Annotated in this window: 20 protein-coding genes; 14 read left to right on the top strand and 6 right to left on the bottom strand. The window is 61.1% G+C overall.

Features of this window, described 5'->3' with window-relative positions:
• Positions 1-83: 83 nt before the first annotated feature.
• Positions 84-497 (top strand): universal stress protein, encoded by a 414-nt coding sequence (locus ACR0J7_RS13360; protein ID WP_267367733.1) that lies wholly within the window; start codon positions 84-86, stop codon positions 495-497.
• On the opposite strand, the gene ACR0J7_RS13355 is transcribed toward ACR0J7_RS13360, so the two are convergent.
• Entirely contained in the window at positions 494-829 is a 336-nt protein-coding gene (locus ACR0J7_RS13355; protein WP_480914567.1) for an ArsR/SmtB family transcription factor, read from the bottom strand. The genes ACR0J7_RS13360 and ACR0J7_RS13355 overlap by 4 nt on opposite strands.
• An 84-nt stretch (positions 830-913) precedes the next feature.
• Between ACR0J7_RS13355 and ACR0J7_RS13350 the strand changes: the two genes are divergently transcribed.
• The 7 genes from ACR0J7_RS13350 to ACR0J7_RS13320 all read left to right on the top strand — a co-directional run bounded on the left by ACR0J7_RS13350 (position 914) and on the right by ACR0J7_RS13320 (position 5642).
• Complete coding sequence (locus tag ACR0J7_RS13350; protein WP_480914565.1) at positions 914-1825, top strand: DMT family transporter; 912 nt, start codon at positions 914-916, stop codon at positions 1823-1825.
• Positions 1826-2009: 184 nt separating this feature from the next.
• Entirely contained in the window at positions 2010-2342 is a 333-nt protein-coding gene (locus ACR0J7_RS13345) for an AtpZ/AtpI family protein (protein WP_480914563.1), read from the top strand.
• 2 nt (positions 2343-2344) lie between these two features.
• Complete coding sequence (locus ACR0J7_RS13340) at positions 2345-3130, top strand: F0F1 ATP synthase subunit A (protein ID WP_480559647.1); 786 nt, start codon at positions 2345-2347, stop codon at positions 3128-3130.
• A 48-nt stretch (positions 3131-3178) separates the two neighbouring features.
• On the top strand, positions 3179-3403 hold the full coding sequence (locus ACR0J7_RS13335) for a F0F1 ATP synthase subunit C (RefSeq protein ID WP_005981269.1): 225 nt from the start codon (positions 3179-3181) through the stop codon (positions 3401-3403).
• Positions 3404-3489: 86 nt separating this feature from the next.
• Positions 3490-4041: a F0F1 ATP synthase subunit B' gene (locus tag ACR0J7_RS13330; RefSeq protein ID WP_209506152.1), complete on the top strand. Its 552-nt coding sequence runs from the start codon at positions 3490-3492 to the stop codon at positions 4039-4041.
• 5 nt (positions 4042-4046) lie between these two features.
• Positions 4047-4607: a F0F1 ATP synthase subunit B gene (locus tag ACR0J7_RS13325; protein ID WP_480586452.1), complete on the top strand. Its 561-nt coding sequence runs from the start codon at positions 4047-4049 to the stop codon at positions 4605-4607.
• A gap of 201 nt (positions 4608-4808) precedes the next feature.
• Entirely contained in the window at positions 4809-5642 is an 834-nt protein-coding gene (locus ACR0J7_RS13320; protein WP_480914562.1) for a hypothetical protein, read from the top strand.
• Positions 5643-5665: 23 nt separating this feature from the next.
• Here ACR0J7_RS13320 and ACR0J7_RS13315 read toward each other — a convergent pair whose 3' ends face one another.
• Positions 5666-6436 carry an FCD domain-containing protein gene (locus ACR0J7_RS13315; protein ID WP_267365974.1) on the bottom strand — a complete coding sequence of 257 codons (771 nt, stop codon included), beginning with the start codon at positions 6434-6436 and terminating at the stop codon, positions 5666-5668.
• Between the two features lie 150 nt (positions 6437-6586).
• On the opposite strand from ACR0J7_RS13315, the gene ACR0J7_RS13310 reads away from it, so the two are divergent.
• From ACR0J7_RS13310 to ACR0J7_RS13290, 5 genes are all read left to right on the top strand, one after another.
• Positions 6587-7780 (top strand): aminotransferase-like domain-containing protein, encoded by a 1194-nt coding sequence (locus ACR0J7_RS13310; RefSeq protein WP_480559653.1) that lies wholly within the window; start codon positions 6587-6589, stop codon positions 7778-7780.
• Between the two features lie 44 nt (positions 7781-7824).
• On the top strand, positions 7825-8232 hold the full coding sequence (locus tag ACR0J7_RS13305; RefSeq protein ID WP_480483776.1) for a hypothetical protein: 408 nt from the start codon (positions 7825-7827) through the stop codon (positions 8230-8232).
• A gap of 140 nt (positions 8233-8372) precedes the next feature.
• Positions 8373-11828, top strand: coding sequence for a chromosome segregation SMC family protein (locus ACR0J7_RS13300; protein ID WP_480914560.1), 3456 nt, complete (start codon positions 8373-8375; stop codon positions 11826-11828).
• Positions 11829-11881: 53 nt separating this feature from the next.
• The gene (locus tag ACR0J7_RS13295; RefSeq protein WP_480914558.1) at positions 11882-12232 is read left to right on the top strand and encodes a hypothetical protein; all 351 of its coding nucleotides are present in this window, start codon (positions 11882-11884) and stop codon (positions 12230-12232) included.
• Between the two features lie 377 nt (positions 12233-12609).
• Complete coding sequence (locus ACR0J7_RS13290) at positions 12610-13305, top strand: hypothetical protein (RefSeq protein ID WP_480914556.1); 696 nt, start codon at positions 12610-12612, stop codon at positions 13303-13305.
• 75 nt (positions 13306-13380) lie between these two features.
• On the opposite strand, the gene ACR0J7_RS13285 is transcribed toward ACR0J7_RS13290, so the two are convergent.
• The 3 genes from ACR0J7_RS13285 to cobD are packed head-to-tail and all read right to left on the bottom strand — an operon-like array spanning position 13381 to position 16438.
• Positions 13381-14544: a lytic murein transglycosylase gene (locus ACR0J7_RS13285; RefSeq protein WP_480900370.1), complete on the bottom strand. Its 1164-nt coding sequence runs from the start codon at positions 14542-14544 to the stop codon at positions 13381-13383.
• Between the two features lie 11 nt (positions 14545-14555).
• On the bottom strand, positions 14556-15476 hold the full coding sequence (gene cbiB, locus ACR0J7_RS13280; RefSeq protein ID WP_480900371.1) for an adenosylcobinamide-phosphate synthase CbiB: 921 nt from the start codon (positions 15474-15476) through the stop codon (positions 14556-14558).
• Positions 15473-16438 (bottom strand): threonine-phosphate decarboxylase CobD, encoded by a 966-nt coding sequence (gene cobD / locus ACR0J7_RS13275; protein WP_480914554.1) that lies wholly within the window; start codon positions 16436-16438, stop codon positions 15473-15475. Before cobD ends, cbiB begins: the two co-directional genes overlap by 4 nt.
• Positions 16439-16623: 185 nt before the next feature.
• Between cobD and ACR0J7_RS13270 the strand changes: the two genes are divergently transcribed.
• Positions 16624-16986, top strand: coding sequence for a response regulator transcription factor (locus ACR0J7_RS13270; protein ID WP_209506176.1), 363 nt, complete (start codon positions 16624-16626; stop codon positions 16984-16986).
• Here ACR0J7_RS13270 and ACR0J7_RS13265 read toward each other — a convergent pair.
• Entirely contained in the window at positions 16968-17957 is a 990-nt protein-coding gene (locus tag ACR0J7_RS13265; protein ID WP_480914552.1) for a glutathione S-transferase family protein, read from the bottom strand. The genes ACR0J7_RS13270 and ACR0J7_RS13265 overlap by 19 nt on opposite strands.
• Positions 17958-18097 lie beyond the last annotated feature (140 nt).

Below are 18097 nucleotides of genomic sequence, written 5' to 3'. Positions count from 1 at the left end.
CCAAAAGCAGAATCTGTTGAGCCAGATCAAGGTAGGCCCTTGGTCTCAGGACTACCTTGGAAAGCGGACAAAAGGAGGAGATTATGTTCAAACATATCATGCTGCCGATTGACCGCCATCTGCCGCCCGAGGTTCGCAAGGCCGCAGATGTCGCCGCGCAGGTGGCGAAATGGCAAGGCGCCAAGATCACTCTGGTCAGTGTCAGCGGGGCCCATATGGGTGCATCCTCGGAAACCGAGGCCGAGATAGACAAGCAACTGGCCGACTTCACCGAACAGCTTGCATCAGAAGGCGCGGCCGAAGTTGCGGTGCGCAAGATACACTCGGTCGATGTTGCTGCCGAAGTGGACAGCGATCTGACCCGCGCGGCAGAAGAGATCGGTGCAGACCTGATCATCGTGGGCACCCATGCGCCCCGGATCACCGATTACATCTTTTCCAGCCACGCCGGATATCTGGCCAAACATGCCAGCATGTCGGTCTTTGTGGTGCGCTAGGTCTCGTCCGAGGTCGGAAGCTCGACTTCCAGAAACCGTTCGAACGCATCCAGGTTGATGGGTTCGAACTGACCGAACCCCTGCATCCAGACCGAAGCGGTGCGCAGCGCGTCGGGTTCCAGCTTGCACCATTTCACCCGGCCGCGCTTTTCCTGTGATATCAGCCCGGCCTTGGTCAGGATGACCAGATGTTTCGAGATCGCCGCCAGCGACATCTCGAACGGCTCGGCCACATCAGTCACGGCCATATCGTCCTCTAGCAGCATCGCCAGAATAGCGCGGCGGGTGGGGTCGGCAAGGGCTGCAAACACGGTGTCGAGATCGTTGGACATGGGTCTTTCCTAATGGGCGAGAACCCGTTTGACAATTTCCCCCATCACGTCACTGTGCAGCGGTGATGCGCAAAGGGGGCGGCTATGGCGCTGAAATACTGGCTGGTGATCTGCGTCCTTGGCATCGGGTGGGGCATGTCTTTCATGTTCAACGCCATATTGCTGCGCGAACTTGGACCGCTATCCGTGTCATTGGGGCGTGTTGCATTTGGGGCGCTGGGCTGTTGGATCTATGTGATTGCCGCCCGCATGCCGGTTCACCTGACACTCGGGCGCGCCATCGGTCTGCTGGGGTTCGGGGCGCTCAGCTATGCCGCACCATTTGCGTTCTATGCGCTTGGGCAGCAGCATATCGCGTCCGGCGTGGCGGGGATCGTGAATGCGACAACACCGGCCTTTGCCGTCATCGTTTCGCATTTCTGGCCGGGAAGCGAGCGTGCGACGCTGTTGAAATCCCTTGGCGTGTTGTGCGGCTTCATTGGGATTGTCGTGTTGTCCGTTCCGATTTTGCGTAATGGCGAAACCTCTCAGTTCTGGGCGGTTCTGCTGACCCTGTGCGCGCCGATCTGTTACGCGTTTTCCGTCAACATTGCGCGGGCCTTCCGTGACATGCAGCCGGTGGTGCTGGTCGCCCTGGCCCTGACGGGGGCGGCCTTGGCAATATTACCCCTGGCGCTTTGGCGTGAAGGCCTGCCGATGATCGAGCACACTGAAACCTGGCTTTCGTTGCTGATGATCGGTTTTGTGCTGACCTCGGCCGCTTTCATTGCCTTCTACTGGTTGCTGCCCAGAGTCGGGCCAACCAACATTTCGACAGTCACGCTGATCGCGCCGGTTTCCGCCCTGATACTTGGAACCTGGGTTCTGGGGGAAACTCTGCAACCCGAACATTTGATGGGCATGGCGGCGATTTTTGCCGGGCTCTTGCTGATCGACGGACGCCTTGTTCGACGCCTTTGGCCTCAGCGCACGCACAAAGATCAACCAAAAGGTTGAATATGGGTTTTTGGGAGATTGTTGCCGTTCAGGGCATGGGCAAGCAATCTGGCTGGACGAGTTAACCAGTAATAACAGTTTAAAAACAACACACTAGCCTGCGTCATTTCACGCCATCAACGCCGTTGACTCTGCGCCTTTCGCGCCTTAGCACCATGCGCAAGACAGCGCGAGGATTCCGTCCGTGACCGATGACGACCAAAAGCAGCGTATGGCGCAGCTTGAGGCCAAGATCGACGCGGCGAAAAAGGCCAGACAACCGGCTGCCCGCGCTGACAGTGACATATCCGGGGGCGAGCTTGCCTGGAGGATGGTCATCGAAATGGTTTCCGGTCTTGGGATCGGATTTGGCATCGGATACGGGCTGGACAGCCTGCTCGGGACGATCCCGATCTTTCTGGTGTTGTTCACATTGCTGGGCCTTGTCGCGGGCGTGAAGGTTATGTTCCGCAGCGCGAAAGAGGTTCAAGATAAACAAGCGGCCCATATGCAGGCCGAAAAGGACGAGAGGGACTGAACGTGGCAAGCGAGACCACCGCAGCACACGGCGCCGAAGGCGCAGACCACGCAGCAGAAGCCAGCAGCCTGGTGTTTCACCCGATGGACCAGTTCATCGTCAAGCCGCTGTTCGGTGGCGAGATTGCCTGGTACACCCCCACCAACGTGACCCTGTGGCTGTTCCTGGCCATCGTGGCGATCTTTGGCCTGCTGGTTCTCAGCACAACAAAGCGCGCGATCGTCCCGACCCGGATGCAGTCGATTGCGGAACTGGCCTATGGCTTCATCTACAAGATGCTGGAAGACATCTGCGGCAAGGACGGCGTCAAGTTCTTCCCCTATGTCATGACCCTGTTCATGTTCATTGTGACCGCGAATTTCCTGGGCCTGATCCCGACCTCGTTCACCACCACATCACATTTCGCCGTGACCATCCCGCTGGCGCTGGCCGTGTTCCTGACCGTGACCATTCTGGGTTTCGTCAAGAACGGTGCCGCGTTCCTGGGCCTGTTTTGGGTCTCCAGCGCGCCGCTGGCGCTGCGCCCGATCCTGGCGATCATCGAACTGATCTCGTACTTCGTACGCCCGGTCAGCCACTCCATTCGTCTTGCCGGTAACGTCATGGCTGGCCACGCGGTGATCAAGGTGTTTGCAGGCTTTGCCGCAATTTCCCTGATTTCGCCCGTGTCGGTTCTGGCGATCACCGCAATGTACGGTCTCGAGGTCCTGGTGGCCTTCATTCAGGCCTACGTATTCACCATTCTGACCTGTGTTTATCTGAAAGATGCGCTGCATCCTTCGCACTAAGGTCCGATAACCCAACATCGAAACTTCCAATTCGTAAGGAGATACATCATGGAAGGCGATCTCGCACACATCGGCGCAGGCCTGGCAGCAATCGGTTCCGGCGCAGCCGCAATCGGGGTGGGCAACGTTGCAGGCAACTTCCTGGCCGGCGCCCTGCGCAACCCTTCGGCGGCTGCTTCGCAGACCGCAACCCTGTTCATCGGTATCGCATTCGCAGAAGCCCTGGGGATCTTCGCATTCCTGGTCTCGCTGCTGCTGATGTTCGCCGTCTAATCTGCGGAACCTGATCCTTACGCGCAGGTGGGTCCAAGCCATAGCGGCCCACCTGTTGTAAAGACAACGTTTCGACGGAGGACATCATGGCGACTGAACCCATTAGCGAAGAAGTAGTTGGCGCGTGCGTTGACTCGCATGGCTCTGCCATCGGGATGCCGCAGCTCTGCTTCGATTGGTTCCCCAACCAGATTTTCTGGCTGGTCATTACGCTGGTCGTCATCTTTCTGGTCCTGTCTCGCGTGGCTCTGCCCCGCATCGCGGCAATCCTGGCCGAGCGCCGGGGGACCATTACAAATGACCTGGCTGCGGCCGAAGATCTGAAGGCCAAAGCGGTCGAGGCCGAAGAGGCCTATAACAAGGCGCTGGCCGATGCCCGTGCCGAAGCGCAGCGTATCGCGGCAGAAGCACGCGCAGAAATCCAGGCTGGTCTGGATGATGCGATTGCCAGAGCGGACGCGGAAATCGCTGCAAAGGCGGCTGAATCGGAAAAGGCAATTGCCGAAATCCGTGCCGGTGCGCTGGAAAGCATTCAAGTGGTCGCCAAGGATACGGCGGCTGAACTGGTCACCGCGCTGGGCGGCGAGGCGGATGCCAAAGCCATCGACAGTGCCATTGACGCGCAGATGAAAGGATAAGTGACATGCGGAACACTCTTGCCCTTATCCTGACCGTTGGTGCCGCCAGCCCCGCGCTGGCTGCAAGCGGCCCGTTCTTCTCGCTTGGCAACACCGACTTTGTCGTCCTTCTGGGCTTCATCGTTTTCATCGCGGTCCTGTTCTACTTCAAGGTGCCGGGCATGATCGGCGGTGCGTTGGACAACCGTGCCGAAGGCATCAAGGCCGAGCTGGACGAAGCCCGCGCCCTGCATGAAGAAGCACGCAGCCTGCTGGCCTCGTACGAGCGCAAGCAGCGTGAAGTGCAGGCACAGGCTGATGCGATTGTCGAGGCGGCCAAACAGGACGCGGTTCTGGCTGCGGACCAGGCGAAAGTCGATCTCGAAAAGTCGATCGAACGCCGTCTGGCTGCTGCGCAGGACCAGATTGCCTCGGCCGAAGCCTCGGCTGTGAAAGACGTGCGCGATCAGGCCGTTTCGGTTGCGATTGCCGCTGCCAGCTCGGTTCTGGCCAAGCAAATGACAGCCGCGCAGGCGAACAAGCTGATCGAGGCCTCGATCGCAGATGTGGGCGCCAAGCTGCACTGACGGGGACACCGACAGGTAAAAAACGCAGATGACCCGAGAGCATTGCGCTGTCGGGTCTTTTGTTTTGGTGACGGGGCTGATTGTATTAACCGCAACATCGCCCGGATTCTGTACCCTTCTGAGGGTCTGAAGGTCCCCTTCGGGATCCACGGGTGCAAAAAGAGCAGGGAAAGACGGGCCGTGGCAGGCGAAGACGTTTCGATGAATATTGTTGGAGTGGTCAGGAACGGCGGGGCCGCGCTGATCGAAAGCATCAACAGGATCGAAGACCTGACCACCCGCTTGCACCGCTATTCCGTGACCATCGCGACAAACGACAACACTGATCGCACAGATCGGGTTCTGTCCGAATTCACGCGCCGCGACCCGAATGTGGACCTTGTCCGCATGGATGGTCTGGCCTCCAGACTGCCAGCCCGGGTCGAGCGGATCACGGCGGCCAGAAACGCTGTCCTCAACAGGCTGGAAGAACGCGACAGCGGTCACGACCTGACATTGGTGCTAGATCTGAACGGGCCGAATGTCTGTCTGGACGTTCAGACGGTTCTGACGGCCGCACATCGGTCTGTACCACGCTGGGAAGGTGTCTTCGCGAATTCCCAACCGGCCTATTACGATATTTACGCCCTGCGTTGCGCGGGCTGGTGTGACGAAGACGTCTGGCAAAGAATTCGGACAACGCGCAAGCCCCTGTTCGGGCGCCGTAAGTGGCGGAAAGTTCTGCTGAAATCGGCGGTTTTTGACCGCCAGTACCACATTCCGTCCGATATGCCCCTGATACCGGTCGACAGCGCCTTTGGCGGCGCAGGATTGTACAAGACCCGCGCCTTGCGTGGCCTGCGCTATTCTTGCCGGGATGAAAAGGGCGACCTCGTGTGCGAGCATGTGATGCTGCATAAACACCTCAGGGACCGGGGCGCGCGGCTGTTCATCGACCCGGCCCTGACAACCATCGCCCCGAATGACGATCTGGGCGAAGGCAGCGGCGCACCTTTCCCGTCCCATCTGATCCAGCCCGAGACCGGGGCCGCCTGATCCCTGAGGGCACTTGGAAAGCGCTAGGCCTGACGGGTTTCGTGCTGCAACCTTTGCTGCGCAACAGCCTCGTTCCGCTCGGCCTTCTGCTGATCGATCATGCAGCGTTCGACAAAGCTCAGATGCGTTTCGACGGCCTGACGTGCGGCTGCCGGATCGCGGGCCTGAAGGGCTGCGTTGATAGTGCTGTGCTGGTCCAGAATGGCCTCGCGGGTCGCGCGCTGCCGGAACATTGTCCGCCGGTTATAGAACACACCCTGCACCAGCAGGTCATACATTGACCGCATCATATGCAGCATCACCACATTGTGGCTGGCTTCGATGATGGCCATATGAAACTCGGCATCCAGCTGCGCCTCTTGGTCCGCAGCGTTCCGGTCATGGGCCGCCCGCATCTTGTCATAGATCGCCTGAACAACCTTCAGGTCGCTTTCTGATCCCAGCCGCGCGGCCCGTTCCGCCGCCAGCCCCTCCATGTCGCGGCGAAAGGACAGGTAATCGAATACGGCTTCGTCATGGCTGCTGAACAACCGGATCAGCGCAGGTGAAAAGGCCGAGCCCAAAACCTCGGCCACATAGATCCCGGAGCCGGCTTTTGTTGTCAGCAACCCCTGTTCCTGAAGCTCGGACACCGCATCGCGCAGGGACGGGCGCGACACACCCATCCGTTCGGCCAACTCACGCTCGGGCGGCAGGCGCTCCCCGGGGCGCAGGATGCCGCGCAGGATCAACAGCTCGATCTGGCGAACGACCGCAAGTGACAGTTTTTCCGTCTGAACTTTCTGAAATGGCATGGTCCGTTCCGAAATTGGTCAACTCATTTGACCATGGACAGGGGGGCTGTTCAAGAATACCCGGTCACATCCGCTGAAATATTAGGTCAGAAGTGTTGACTTTAATTTGAGAAAGCATAGGCTGCGCCGAAATGAGATCGGAGGAGCCTCATGTCCCAACACCCTTTGTTTGCCACCCGGGCCTCCCGGATGAAGGCATCAGAAATCCGCGAGCTGCTGAAACTGCTCGATCAGCCCGGTATCATTTCCTTTGCAGGTGGCATTCCGGACCCCGCGCTTTTCCCGGCTGAGGCTTTCGCTCAGGCGTTTCAGCAGGCATTGGGGCCGGACATGCAGGCGCAGGCGCTGCAATATTCCGTCAGCGAAGGCTATGCGCCCCTGCGCCGGTGGCTGGTGCAGCACATGCGCGAAATCGGGGTGGAATGTGACATGGACAACGTCCTGATCACCTCGGGCTCGCAGCAGGCGCTGGATTATCTGGGCAAGCTGTTCCTGTCCCCCGGCGACACGGCTTTGGTCGGGTGGCCCACCTATCTGGGCGCGCTTGCCGCGTTCAACGCGTATGAGCCGCGCTTTGACCGGCTCAATGGCAACAAGGGGGCCGATGAATTCAGGGTTGCGGCAGGGGATGGCGCTGTGAAATTCGCCTATCTGTCGCCCGATTTTGCCAATCCGACAGGCGAAACCCTGACCCGCCCGGGTCGTGAGGCATTGCTGGACCTGACCGACGAACTGGACTGCGCGTTGATCGAAGACGGCGCCTATCAGGCACTGCGCTATGACGGTGATCCGATCCCGCCAATCCTGGCTCTGGAACAGGAGCGCAAGGGATCGATCGAAAACTGCCGGACGATCTACTGTGGCAGCTTCTCGAAAACCCTGTCACCGGGTCTGCGCATGGGGTGGGTTGTTGCGGCCAAGCCGATCATCTCGCAGATGGTTCTGCTGAAACAGGCGGCGGATCTGCATTCGGCGACCATCAACCAGATGGCCGTGCATCAGGTGGCGGAAGCGTGCTTTGACACCCATATCCCGAAAGTGCGCGACACTTACCGCGCGCGCCGTGATGCGATGCTGGGTGCGCTGCAACAGCACATGCCCGACGGGGTGGCTTGGACGCGCCCCGAAGGCGGCATGTTCGTCTGGGTGACACTCCCGTCGGGAATCAGCGGGTCTGACCTGCTGGCGCAGGCGCTGGATACGGTGAAAGTGGCCTTTGTGCCGGGGCAGGCGTTTTTCCCCGACGGCAGCGGGGCGAACACGATCCGGCTCAGCTTCTCGAACTCGGACGAGGCGACGATCCGCGAAGGTATCCGCCGGTTAGGCGAAGTTCTGCGCGCCTGACGTCCAGAAAGGTTCTGTTAACCAAATTGCTGCAACTCTGCGGCATGATCCGGTTTCTCGCTCCGCTCCTGCTGGCCGCCTGCGCCGCCGGGACCCCGCATTTCCGCGACGTTCCGGCCACCCGCGTGGCGGTGAACGGTAGTGTGTTCGACGTGCGCGTGCGCGGCGATCTGGCCGAGGCGGTGCGGATCAACGCGCAATACGCCCCGCGGCTTGGCCCTGTTCGGGATCGCGCCGCGCTGGCCATGGCGCAGGTTTCAGGCTGCCCGATCCTCGACGTGCTGGGTGACGCGGCTGTCACGGTTGGTGTACTGGGGTGTGACCGCGAGGCGGGGGAACGGCTGTTGCTGACCGCTGTCTCGACGCCCCGGTATGAATGTATCGACTATGGTATCTATGAAAATGTCGGGGGCGACAGCGGCTATCAGGTCTTCGAATGCAGCCCATACTGACATACGCGTGTTCCTGCGCATTTCGGCAAGATGTTGTGGATAACTTGCACTGATCTCCCATATCCTGCGCAACTGCGTTGACTCGGACCCCATCCCTTGCGCAGACTTTCAATTCATAGGAATCACGGGACACGCGGCCATTGCGTTTCAGCAAGCTCAAACTGACCGGCTTCAAAAGCTTTGTTGATCCGACCGATCTGATCATCGCGGACGGGTTGACCGGTGTGGTGGGTCCGAACGGCTGTGGCAAGTCCAACCTTCTGGAAGCCTTGCGCTGGGTGATGGGTGAAAACCGCCCCAAATCCATGCGCGGCGGCGCGATGGAGGATGTGATCTTTGCCGGTGCCGCCACACGGCCCGCCCGCAATTTCGCCGAAGTTGTCTTGACCATGGACAATTCCGAACGTCTGGCGCCTGCGGGGTTCAACGACACCGACCAGCTTGAAATCGTGCGCCGGATCACCCGCGATGTCGGCAGCGCCTACAAGACCAACGGCAAGGATGTGCGCGCGCGCGATGTGCAGATGCTGTTCGCGGATGCCTCGACCGGTGCCCATTCCCCGGCGCTTGTAGGGCAGAACCGCATCGCCGAGCTGATCAGCGCCAAACCCCGCGCCCGCCGCCGCATTCTGGAAGAGGCCGCCGGGATTTCGGGGCTGTACCAACGCCGGCATGAGGCCGAGCTGAAGCTGAAAGCGACCGAGTCCAACCTGACCCGCGTCGATGACGTGCTCGAGCAGTTGGGCGGGCAGCTTGCGCAACTGGCCCGTCAGGCCCGTCAGGCCGCACGCTATCGCGAAATCGGCGAACAGCTGCGTCAGGCCGAGGGGATGCTGCTCTATCGCCGCTGGAAAGAGGCCGACATGGCCCGCCAGCAGGCCGAAGACAAGCTGAGGGACCGGATTTCCGAGGCCTCCCGCGCCGAGGCCGAAGCCCGCGCCGCCGCAGCAAAAAGGGCCGGGATCGAAGAAACCCTGCCCCCCCTGCGCGAGGAAGAGGCCATCGCCGCCGCTGTCCTGCAACGCCAGCAGGTGCAGCGCGATCAACTGACCGATCAGGAAACCCGCGCGCGCCAGACCATTGAGACGCTGACCAGCCGCATCCATCAGCTCGGCAAGGATATCGAACGGGAAACCGGCCTGAACCGCGATGCGGGCCAGATGATCGAACGGCTGGAATGGGAAGCCCGCGAACTGGCCAAGGCTGCAGAAGGGCATGACGCGAAGGTGGCGGAAGCCGCAGAAATTGCCCGCGAAGCGGCTTCGATCCTTCAGGACCGCGAAGACCACCTGTCGCAGCAGACCGAAGATATGGCGCGTCTTGTCGCCCGTCACCAGTCGGCGCAGCGTCTGGTCGAAGACAGCCGCAAGACACTGGCGCGCTCTGAGGGGGAAGAGGAAAAAGCCCGGCTGGCCGTGGATGAGGCCAAAACAGCCCTGACCCGCGCCAGCGAGGCGTTTGAAACCGCGCAGGAGGGTGAGGAAGAAGCCCGCGAAGCCGCCGAGGCCGCCGAAGAGGCGCTGGCCGCCGCAGATGAGCTGCGCAATGAAACGCAGGCCCGCGAAGCCGAGGCACGCGCGCAACGGTCCGAGGCCGAAGGTGAATTGGGTGCAATCCGCGCCGAAACCACCGCGCTTGCCAAGCTGGTGGAACGCGACACGGCCGAAGGCGGGCAGGTGATGGACCTGCTGCGCGTGGAACCGGGTTTTGAGAAGGCTCTGGGTGCTGCGCTTGCCGATGACCTCCGTGCACCGCTGGTCGAAGGTGACGGCCCGTCCGGCTGGGTTCATGTTGCAGGTTATGACAGCGATCAGCCCTTGCCCGATGGGGTCGACCCGCTGGCGCTGCACGTGTCGGGGCCGGACAGGCTCAGCCGTCGCATCGCGCAGATCGGGCTGGTCGATGCGGATCAGGGCGCGCGGCTGCAGGCGTCGTTGAAGCCGGGCCAGCGTCTTGTGTCCCGCTCGGGCGACCTGTGGCGCTGGGACGGGTTCCGCGCCTGGGCCGAGGATGCGCCAAGTGCGGCGGCGCTGCGGCTGGAGCAGCTCAATAAACTTGAGGCGCTGAAACAGGAACTGGCCCGCACCGAGGCGCAGGCCGATGGCGCCCGCGCCGCGCATGAAACCCTGTCGCAGCAACTGGCGGACGTGACCGAGGCCGACCGCCGCGCGCGCGAAGCCCGCCGCGCCGCTGATCAGCGCATGGCCGAAACCGCACGCCAGCTCAGCCGCGCCGAGGCGGATCGCAACCTCGCGCAGGGCAAGCTGGAAACCCTGACCCTTGCCGTGGACCGTCACAAGGAAGACGCCATGTCCGCCCGCGTGCAGCTGCGCGAGGCCGAGGCGGCGCTGAACGATCTGGGTGACCTCGACAGCGCCCGCGCTGAGGTTGAGGACATCAAACAGACAGTCGAGGCGGCGCGGATCACCATGCTGACCCACCGCTCGACCCATGATGAGCTGCGCCGTGAAGGCGACGCCCGCACCCGCCGCACGCAGGAGGTCACCAAGGACCTGAGTGGCTGGCGGCACCGTCTGGAAACGGCCGAGAAACGGATTTCGGAACTGGCCGAGCGCAAGGAAAGCTCGGAAGAGGAACTGACCGAGGCCATGGCCGTCCCCGGCGAAATCGCCGAGGCGCGGGAAGAGTTGAACGAGTTGATCGAAGCCGCCGAAGCCCGTCGGGCCGACGCCGCCGACAAGCTGGCCGAAGCAGAAACACAGTTGCGCGACGTGGTGATGGCCGAGCGTGAGGCGGAACGCCTGGCCTCGGAAGCCCGCGAAAACCGCGCCGCAGCCGAGGCGCGCTGTGACGCGGCAAAGGAAAGCGTGCTTGCGGCAGCAGAACGAATTGCCGAAGACCAGCAACTGACCCCGAACCAGTTGCTGAACCAGCTGGACGTAAACCCCGACCAGATGCCCGCTGCGGATGCGCTAGAGGCCGAAGTGAACCGTCACAAACGCCAGCGTGACGCCATGGGCGCGGTGAACCTGCGGGCCGAGGAAGACAGCAAGGACGTTCAGGAAGAATTCGACACGCTCAGCAGTGAAAAGGCCGATCTGGAAGAAGCGATCAAAGCCTTGCGCAGCGGCATCTCCAGCCTCAACCGCGAAGGGCGCGAGCGTCTGCTGACCGCGTTTGAACAGGTGAATTCAAACTTCGCGATGCTGTTCAAGCACCTCTTTGGCGGGGGTGAGGCCAATCTGGTCATGGTCGAAAGCGATGACCCGCTGGATGCGGGATTGGAAATCATGTGCCAGCCGCCGGGCAAGAAACTGTCGACCCTCAGCCTGCTGTCGGGCGGTGAACAGACGCTGACCGCGACCGCGCTGATCTTTGGCGTTTTCCTGGCCAACCCGGCCCCGATCTGTGTGCTGGACGAGGTTGACGCGCCGCTGGACGATGCAAACGTGACGCGTTTTTGTGACCTGCTGGACGAGATGTGCCGCCAGACCGACACCCGTTTCCTGATCATCACCCACCACGCGGTGACCATGGCGCGCATGGATCGTCTGTTCGGCGTCACCATGCAGGAACAGGGCGTCAGCCAGCTGGTTTCGGTCGACCTGAAGAAGGCCGAGCAGATGGTGGCCTGACCGCTCACTGCAACGTTATGAAGATTGCAGGCATAACGCGCTACCTTGGCCTCATGACGCGTTTCCTGATCCCCGCCCTCATCGCCGCCACTCCGGTTGTCGCCGCCGACTGGCCCGTCAAACCCGGCGATGTCCCGCTGACAGTGGCCGAGCTTGACGCCCTCGCGGGCCAGACGCTGACCTTCTACGATAATGGTCAGGCCAAGTTTTCGGCGGGGGGCGCCTATTCCTATACCTACGCGGGCGGAGATTCTGCATTCGGAACCTACGCCATCGCCGATGACGGTTCCGTCTGCATCGCGTACCGCAACGGGTTCAGCCGCTGCGACCTGTATGTCCACAGTGGCGAGCGGCTGATCCTGATCGATCAGAAAGGGGATCGGTACCCGGTGCGGCCCGAATAAGGGAGTCACAAGTTCAGGCCGGTCCCTTTGGCAATGGACCAACCCGCGCAGCAAACTGAACCTGCGGCAGACATCAAAGGCCATGCCGGGAACACCAGCCCAAATATACGCGCCCGGAGACGGGCCAGAACCAAACTGTGGGCACCCCGACACAACGCACTGGCGCAAAGCAGGGTAAGTCGCGCCAAAACCGCCGCTGCGGTTGACGAGCCACGCACCGCTTCGTTAGTGCAGCAGCGATCCCGTTTCGGCTTTGGGCAAGAGGTGCTGTTTTGGATTTTCAAGTTGCAAGTTTCTGGTTTGGCTCGCCGTTATCTTGCGTTGAAAGAGTATGCATTCAGTCCTTTCTGGATCATGGCTATGTTTTCCACCTGTACGTGCTGGATCTGAACATAGATGTTCCCGAAGGGGTCGTTGTTCATGATGCCCGCGAAATCTATACAGATGAAACCACCGAAAACCTGACCGGTGGCCGGAGACGGATGGCGGTCTATTCAGACATCTTCCGGATCCACATGCTGCAAAAAACCGACTATGTGTGGGTTGATCTGGATATCTACTGCATCCGGCCGCTGGATGTTCCACCGGACTATCTGTTTGGTGTCGTCTGGCGCAATAAGGCGATGAACAATTGCGTATTGCGTCTTCCCAAAAATTCTCTGGCACTGAAGCTGATCCTGAATTTCCTTGAATCAGAAGTCCCGATCCCGTTTTGGTTGGGCAGTGATCACATTGAAAAACTGGTCAAACGCTATGAGGCGGGCGAGACACTCACGCTTTACGACCTTCCGTGGACGACAACCGGCCCAAGCGTGACCCGCTGGGCGCTGGGGGTCACTGGTGAAATCGACCGAGGCCAGCATTGGCATTTATATTGGCCGCGTCGCGGGTTTCTGGACCCGGTCGAGAACATTGAAGACTACGAACCCGATTGGGCCCGGTTTCATCACTTCCAGGGCGAAACCCGCAGTGGTATTCGCAGTAAGTTCGGCGGTATTCCTCCAAAGGGAAGTTACATCGATATTGTCTGTCACAGACATGGAATTGACCCCGAAAAATATCCGGTCACATAATCAGCGGTGACGGCGCTGATATCGTCGAATAATCTTCGGGTTTTGCGTCATACCATAGAAGTGCGGGCCGCTGGATCAGAGTTTTCCCAGCAACTCCATCGTTGGCCATGCGTCCGCAGGCAGGCCCAGACGTTTCTGCTCCGCCTGCGTCGCAGCTCGCGTCCCTGACCCCAGGATCCCGTCGATCTTGCCCACATCATATCCTTTGGCCTGAAGCTTGGTCTGCAACTGTTTCATCTGTGCGCCATTCAGGCCCTGCGCGGGATTGCCCGCGTCATAGATCTGGCCGCCCTCAAGCCGCGTTCCGAAATAAGCGGCGGTCAGAACATAGACAAAGCTCTGGTTCCATTCGAAATAGACATCGAAATTCGGGTAGGCCAGAAAGGCAGGCCCGTTGCGCCCCTGTGGCAGGATCAGCGAGGCGGGCAGGTTGGCCAAGGACCCGCCGCGCGCCTCTACGCCCATCGCCTGCCATTCCGCCACCGAACGCGGTTTGCCGGGGCCGGACAGGGACCAGTCCATCTGCGCGGGCACGGTGACCTCCTGCAACCACGGCTCACCCGCGCGCCATCCCAGATGAGACAGCATTCTGGCCCCCGACATCAGCGCATCAGGGGCCGAGCTTTTCAGGCGGACATGCCCGTCACCGTCACCATCGACGCCGTTTTCCAGTATGTCACGCGGCAGCATCTGCACCATGCCGATCTCTCCGGCCCATGCGCCGGTGGTGCGGGCCGGGTCGAAATCACCGTTCTGATACAGCTCGATGGCGGCGAAGATCTGTGGCCGGAACAGTTCCGGGCGGCGGCAATCATGGGCCAGCGTCACCAAGGCGTTGCGGGTGTTGAAGTCGCCCTGAAACGATCCGTAATCGGTTTCAAATGCCCAGAAGGCCAGCAGCACCCCGCGGGAAATGCCATACTCGCGCTCAATCCGATCAAAGACCGCATCGTACTTACGCGACATCGCTTGCCCGCGCTCGATCCGGTTCTGCGAAATCAGACGACGGGAAAATTCAACAAAGGGCTTCTGAAAAACGCCCTGCGCCCGGTCGGCCTTCAGCACGGCGCTGTCTTGCTGCACCCCGTCAAAAAACCCGTTCACTGCTGATTTGTCCAAACCCTGCTGCACGGCTTCGGCCTTCAGCCCTTTGACAAAGGAATTAAAACCACCGCCACATTGCGCCAGCGCAGGTGAGGTGAACAGGGCAGCGGCGATCAGGCCAGAGAGTATACGCATGAAAAGGTCCGTCAGAATATCAGTTCGGCCCCAACCCACACTGACACGAGCCCAAGCGCAAGCCCCCAAACCCGCCAGAGCATGTCACATGCGCGAAAAACTTCTGATGCGCCGATCTCGCGCGGGGCGTCTCCATTGACCCAGGCCAGGTCGCGCACCTGCCCATCATAGCTGCGCGGCCCCGCCAGCGCGACATTCAGGGCGCGGGCCATGGCGGCCTCGGGCCAGCCGGCGTTGGGCGAGATATGCCGCCGGGCATCCCCCGCAATCTCGCGCCAGCGCAACCATTGGCCGGACAGCGCCACGATCATCACGCAGGTCAGGCGGGCGGGGATCAGGTTCAGCAGGTCGTCGAACCGGGCCGCAGCCCAGCCAAAATCGCGGTACGTTTCGGTGCGATAGCCGATCATGCTGTCGGCGGTGTTCACCGCCTTGTACACCAGCAACCCCGGAAGCCCCGCGACCAGAAACCAGAAGGCAGGGGCAATGACCCCGTCACTCAGGTTCTCTGCCGCGCTTTCGATGGCGGAACGTGCCACCTGTGCCCCGGTCATGTCCTGCGTGTCGCGCGAGACGATCATAGCCACCTGCGCCCGCCCGTCTTCCAGCGAGGTTTGCAGCCCGTCACCAACCGCGCGGACATGGGCAACCAGCGACTTCTGCGCCAGCAGGATCGCACAGCCGAGGATTTCAACCACCGGCCCCAGCTGGGACAGACCCCACCCAAGGCCCCATGCGCCGCAGATCAGAAGGGCAAGCACCGCCACCCCTTTCAGTCGCCGACCGCGCCCGTGGTTCAGGCGTTTGTCCAGCCAGCCGATCAGGTTGCCGATCACCACCGCCGGGTGTTTGACGCGGGACCAGAGCCAGTCGGGCTCTCCCAGTGCCGCGTCCAGACACAGGGCGCAGACCAGCATCAGGGCAGGGCTCACAGTGCGGCCTCCAGCCTGTCCCACCCCTTTTCTGGTGGCAGACCCAGACGCAGAAAACTTTCCGAATAGGGAAAGATCCGGCTCCAGATATTGGCGCGGGCCAGCCGGTCCTGCCACCCCGAGGCGTCATCGACCCGATAAAGACGAAACAGGCTGGTGCCACCGACAATATCCGCGCCCCTGGTCAGCATCAGCGCATCCAGCCGGGCCGCCTCATCCGCCAGTCGCGCGCGCGTGGCATCAGCCCAGTCATCGTCCGACAAGGCCTGTGTCCCAACCCGTAGGGCCGGGCCGGACACCGACCAGGGTCCGGTCAGGTCGTTCAGGCGGTTGATCAGTTCAGGCCGCCCGATGGCAAACCCAAGCCGCATCCCGGCCAGCCCCCAGAACTTGCCAAAGCTCTTCAGCACGATCACGCCGGGACGTTCCGCCAGATGGATCAACGATACCTCTGGCATGACATCGCAAAAGCTCTCGTCGATCACGGTCAGCGGGGCCGAGACGTCGCTTTCCTGCCAGATACGCCCGTCCGGGTTGTTGGGATGCACGATCACGCGGGCGTCAGCCGCGCCCTCAGGCTGAACACGCCACCCCTGCGCCGAAAAGGCGGCGGCGTGTTCGTTATAGGTGGGCGGCGTGACCTGGACACGCCCTGGCGCGGCCAGCGCCGGAATGCGAGAGATGACAGCCGATGCACCGGGTGCCGGCAGGATTGCAGCCCCCTGCGGCACGTTCCAGAACCTGCGGGCTGCATCACTCAGCCGTTCAAAGGCACCGTGATCCGGCAATTCGGCCCAATCCCCGGCGGTCAGGCCCGCAACGGCGTAAGGATGCGGATTGATTCCGGTCGACAGATCGATCCAATCTGCACGCGCTCCGCCATACCTGACAATCGCCCTGTCCAGCCCCCCGCCGTGGTCGCGAACTGCGCGGGGGTCCAAGCCGTGATCAAGTGTACTCATCTGCTCTCTCTGCGGGGATTGACCGGTTTCGGGGTGCTTCAAGCGGATTTTTGCCATTTACACAAGCAAATCCGCCCGAACACGCAAGCGTGCGGCTGCTGTTAACACTTTGTTAAGGAAATAACGAGATCACGGACCACGGGGGTCGGCACCACTCACCATACCAAGTGCCGAGGTTGTTGCAAATGAAAGTTCTGATTGTTGAGAGTAACCCCGACCTTGGTCGGGTCTGGAAAAGACATCTGGAGCGGCAAGACGCCGAAGTCACGCTGGTTGACGCTCAGGAGGCCGCCATTCTGGCGCTCTATGGCACGGATTTTGATATCATCGTGCTGGATCTGGTTCTGGAAACCGGAAGCGCATTGGCTGTGGCCGATTTTGCCAGCTATCGCCGCCCCGAGGCACGGGTGATTTTTGTCACCAACACCACCTTCTTTTCCGACGGGTCGATATTTGCGCACAGTCCCAATGCCTGTGCCTATGTCCAAAGCGAAACGCCGCCAGAGGATCTGGCGGCGATGGTCGAACATTACGCCGCCGGGCGCTGATCGCGCCCATGCGGCTCCATGTAATCCAGCACCGGGTTCACCGGAATGATGCGGTGCGGATTGATGCTGTCATGGCTGTAGTGGTAGTGGCGCACGATGTGATCCATGTTCACGGTCCCGGCGACACCGGGCCATTGATACAGCTCCCGCGTATAGGCCCATAGGTTTGGATAATCGATCAGGCGCTGCCTGTTGCACTTGAAATGCAGATGATAGACCGGGTCGAAGCGGATCAGGGTTGTGAACAACCGCCAATCGGCCTCGGTGATCCGGTCCCCCATCAGATACCGGTTCCGCGCCAAACGCTCCTCCAGCCAGTCTAGCGTGTCGAACAACGGGCCCACGGCAGCGTCGTAGGCCGCTTGGGAGGTGGCAAAGCCCGACTTGTAGACGCCGTTGTTGACATCTGAATAGATGCGCGCATTGACCTCCTCGATCTCGTCCCGCATCGCCTCGGGCCAGTAATCGTCCGTATTGCCAGTGATGTCGTTGAAGGCCGAATTGAACATGCGGATGATTTCCGAACTTTCGTTCGAAACGATGGTCTCTTGCGCCTTGTCCCACAGGATCGGAACCGTGACGCGGCCGGAATAGGACGGATCCGCCTTGGTATAGATCTGATGTGCATGGCTCAGCCCGTAAAGACCGTCACCCGTGGCACCGTGATCATCTGCCTCAAACGTCCAGCCCTGATCCAGCATGTCGGGATGCACGACCGACACCGAGATCAGATCGCTCAGCCCTTTCAACGCGCGAAAAATCAGCGTGCGATGGGCCCAGGGGCAGGCATAGCTGACATACAGGTGATACCGCCCGGCTTCAGCCCGGAACCCGCCTTTGCCCGACGGTCCCGCGCGGCCATCAGCGGTCAGCCAGTTGCGAAACTGCGCCGCGCTGCGTTTGAATGCGCCACCCGTGGATTTGGTGTCATACCAGGTGTCTTGCCATTTTCCATCGACCAGCAGGCCCATATCTCATCCTCCGCATAGGCGTTTGGCCAAAGATAGGTCCAAGCCCTGCCTGTTCCTATGCATTTGCCCGCGCACAAGACCTGCATGCGCGCACAGGCAATGATGGGATTTCTGTGCAACAAACCGCAGGCACAGCCCGT

It is taken from the genome of Ruegeria sp. O4, from assembly GCF_056535125.1.
The sequence above is the reverse complement of the archived record's forward strand: the minus strand, read 5'-3'. Positions and strand labels throughout refer to the sequence as shown.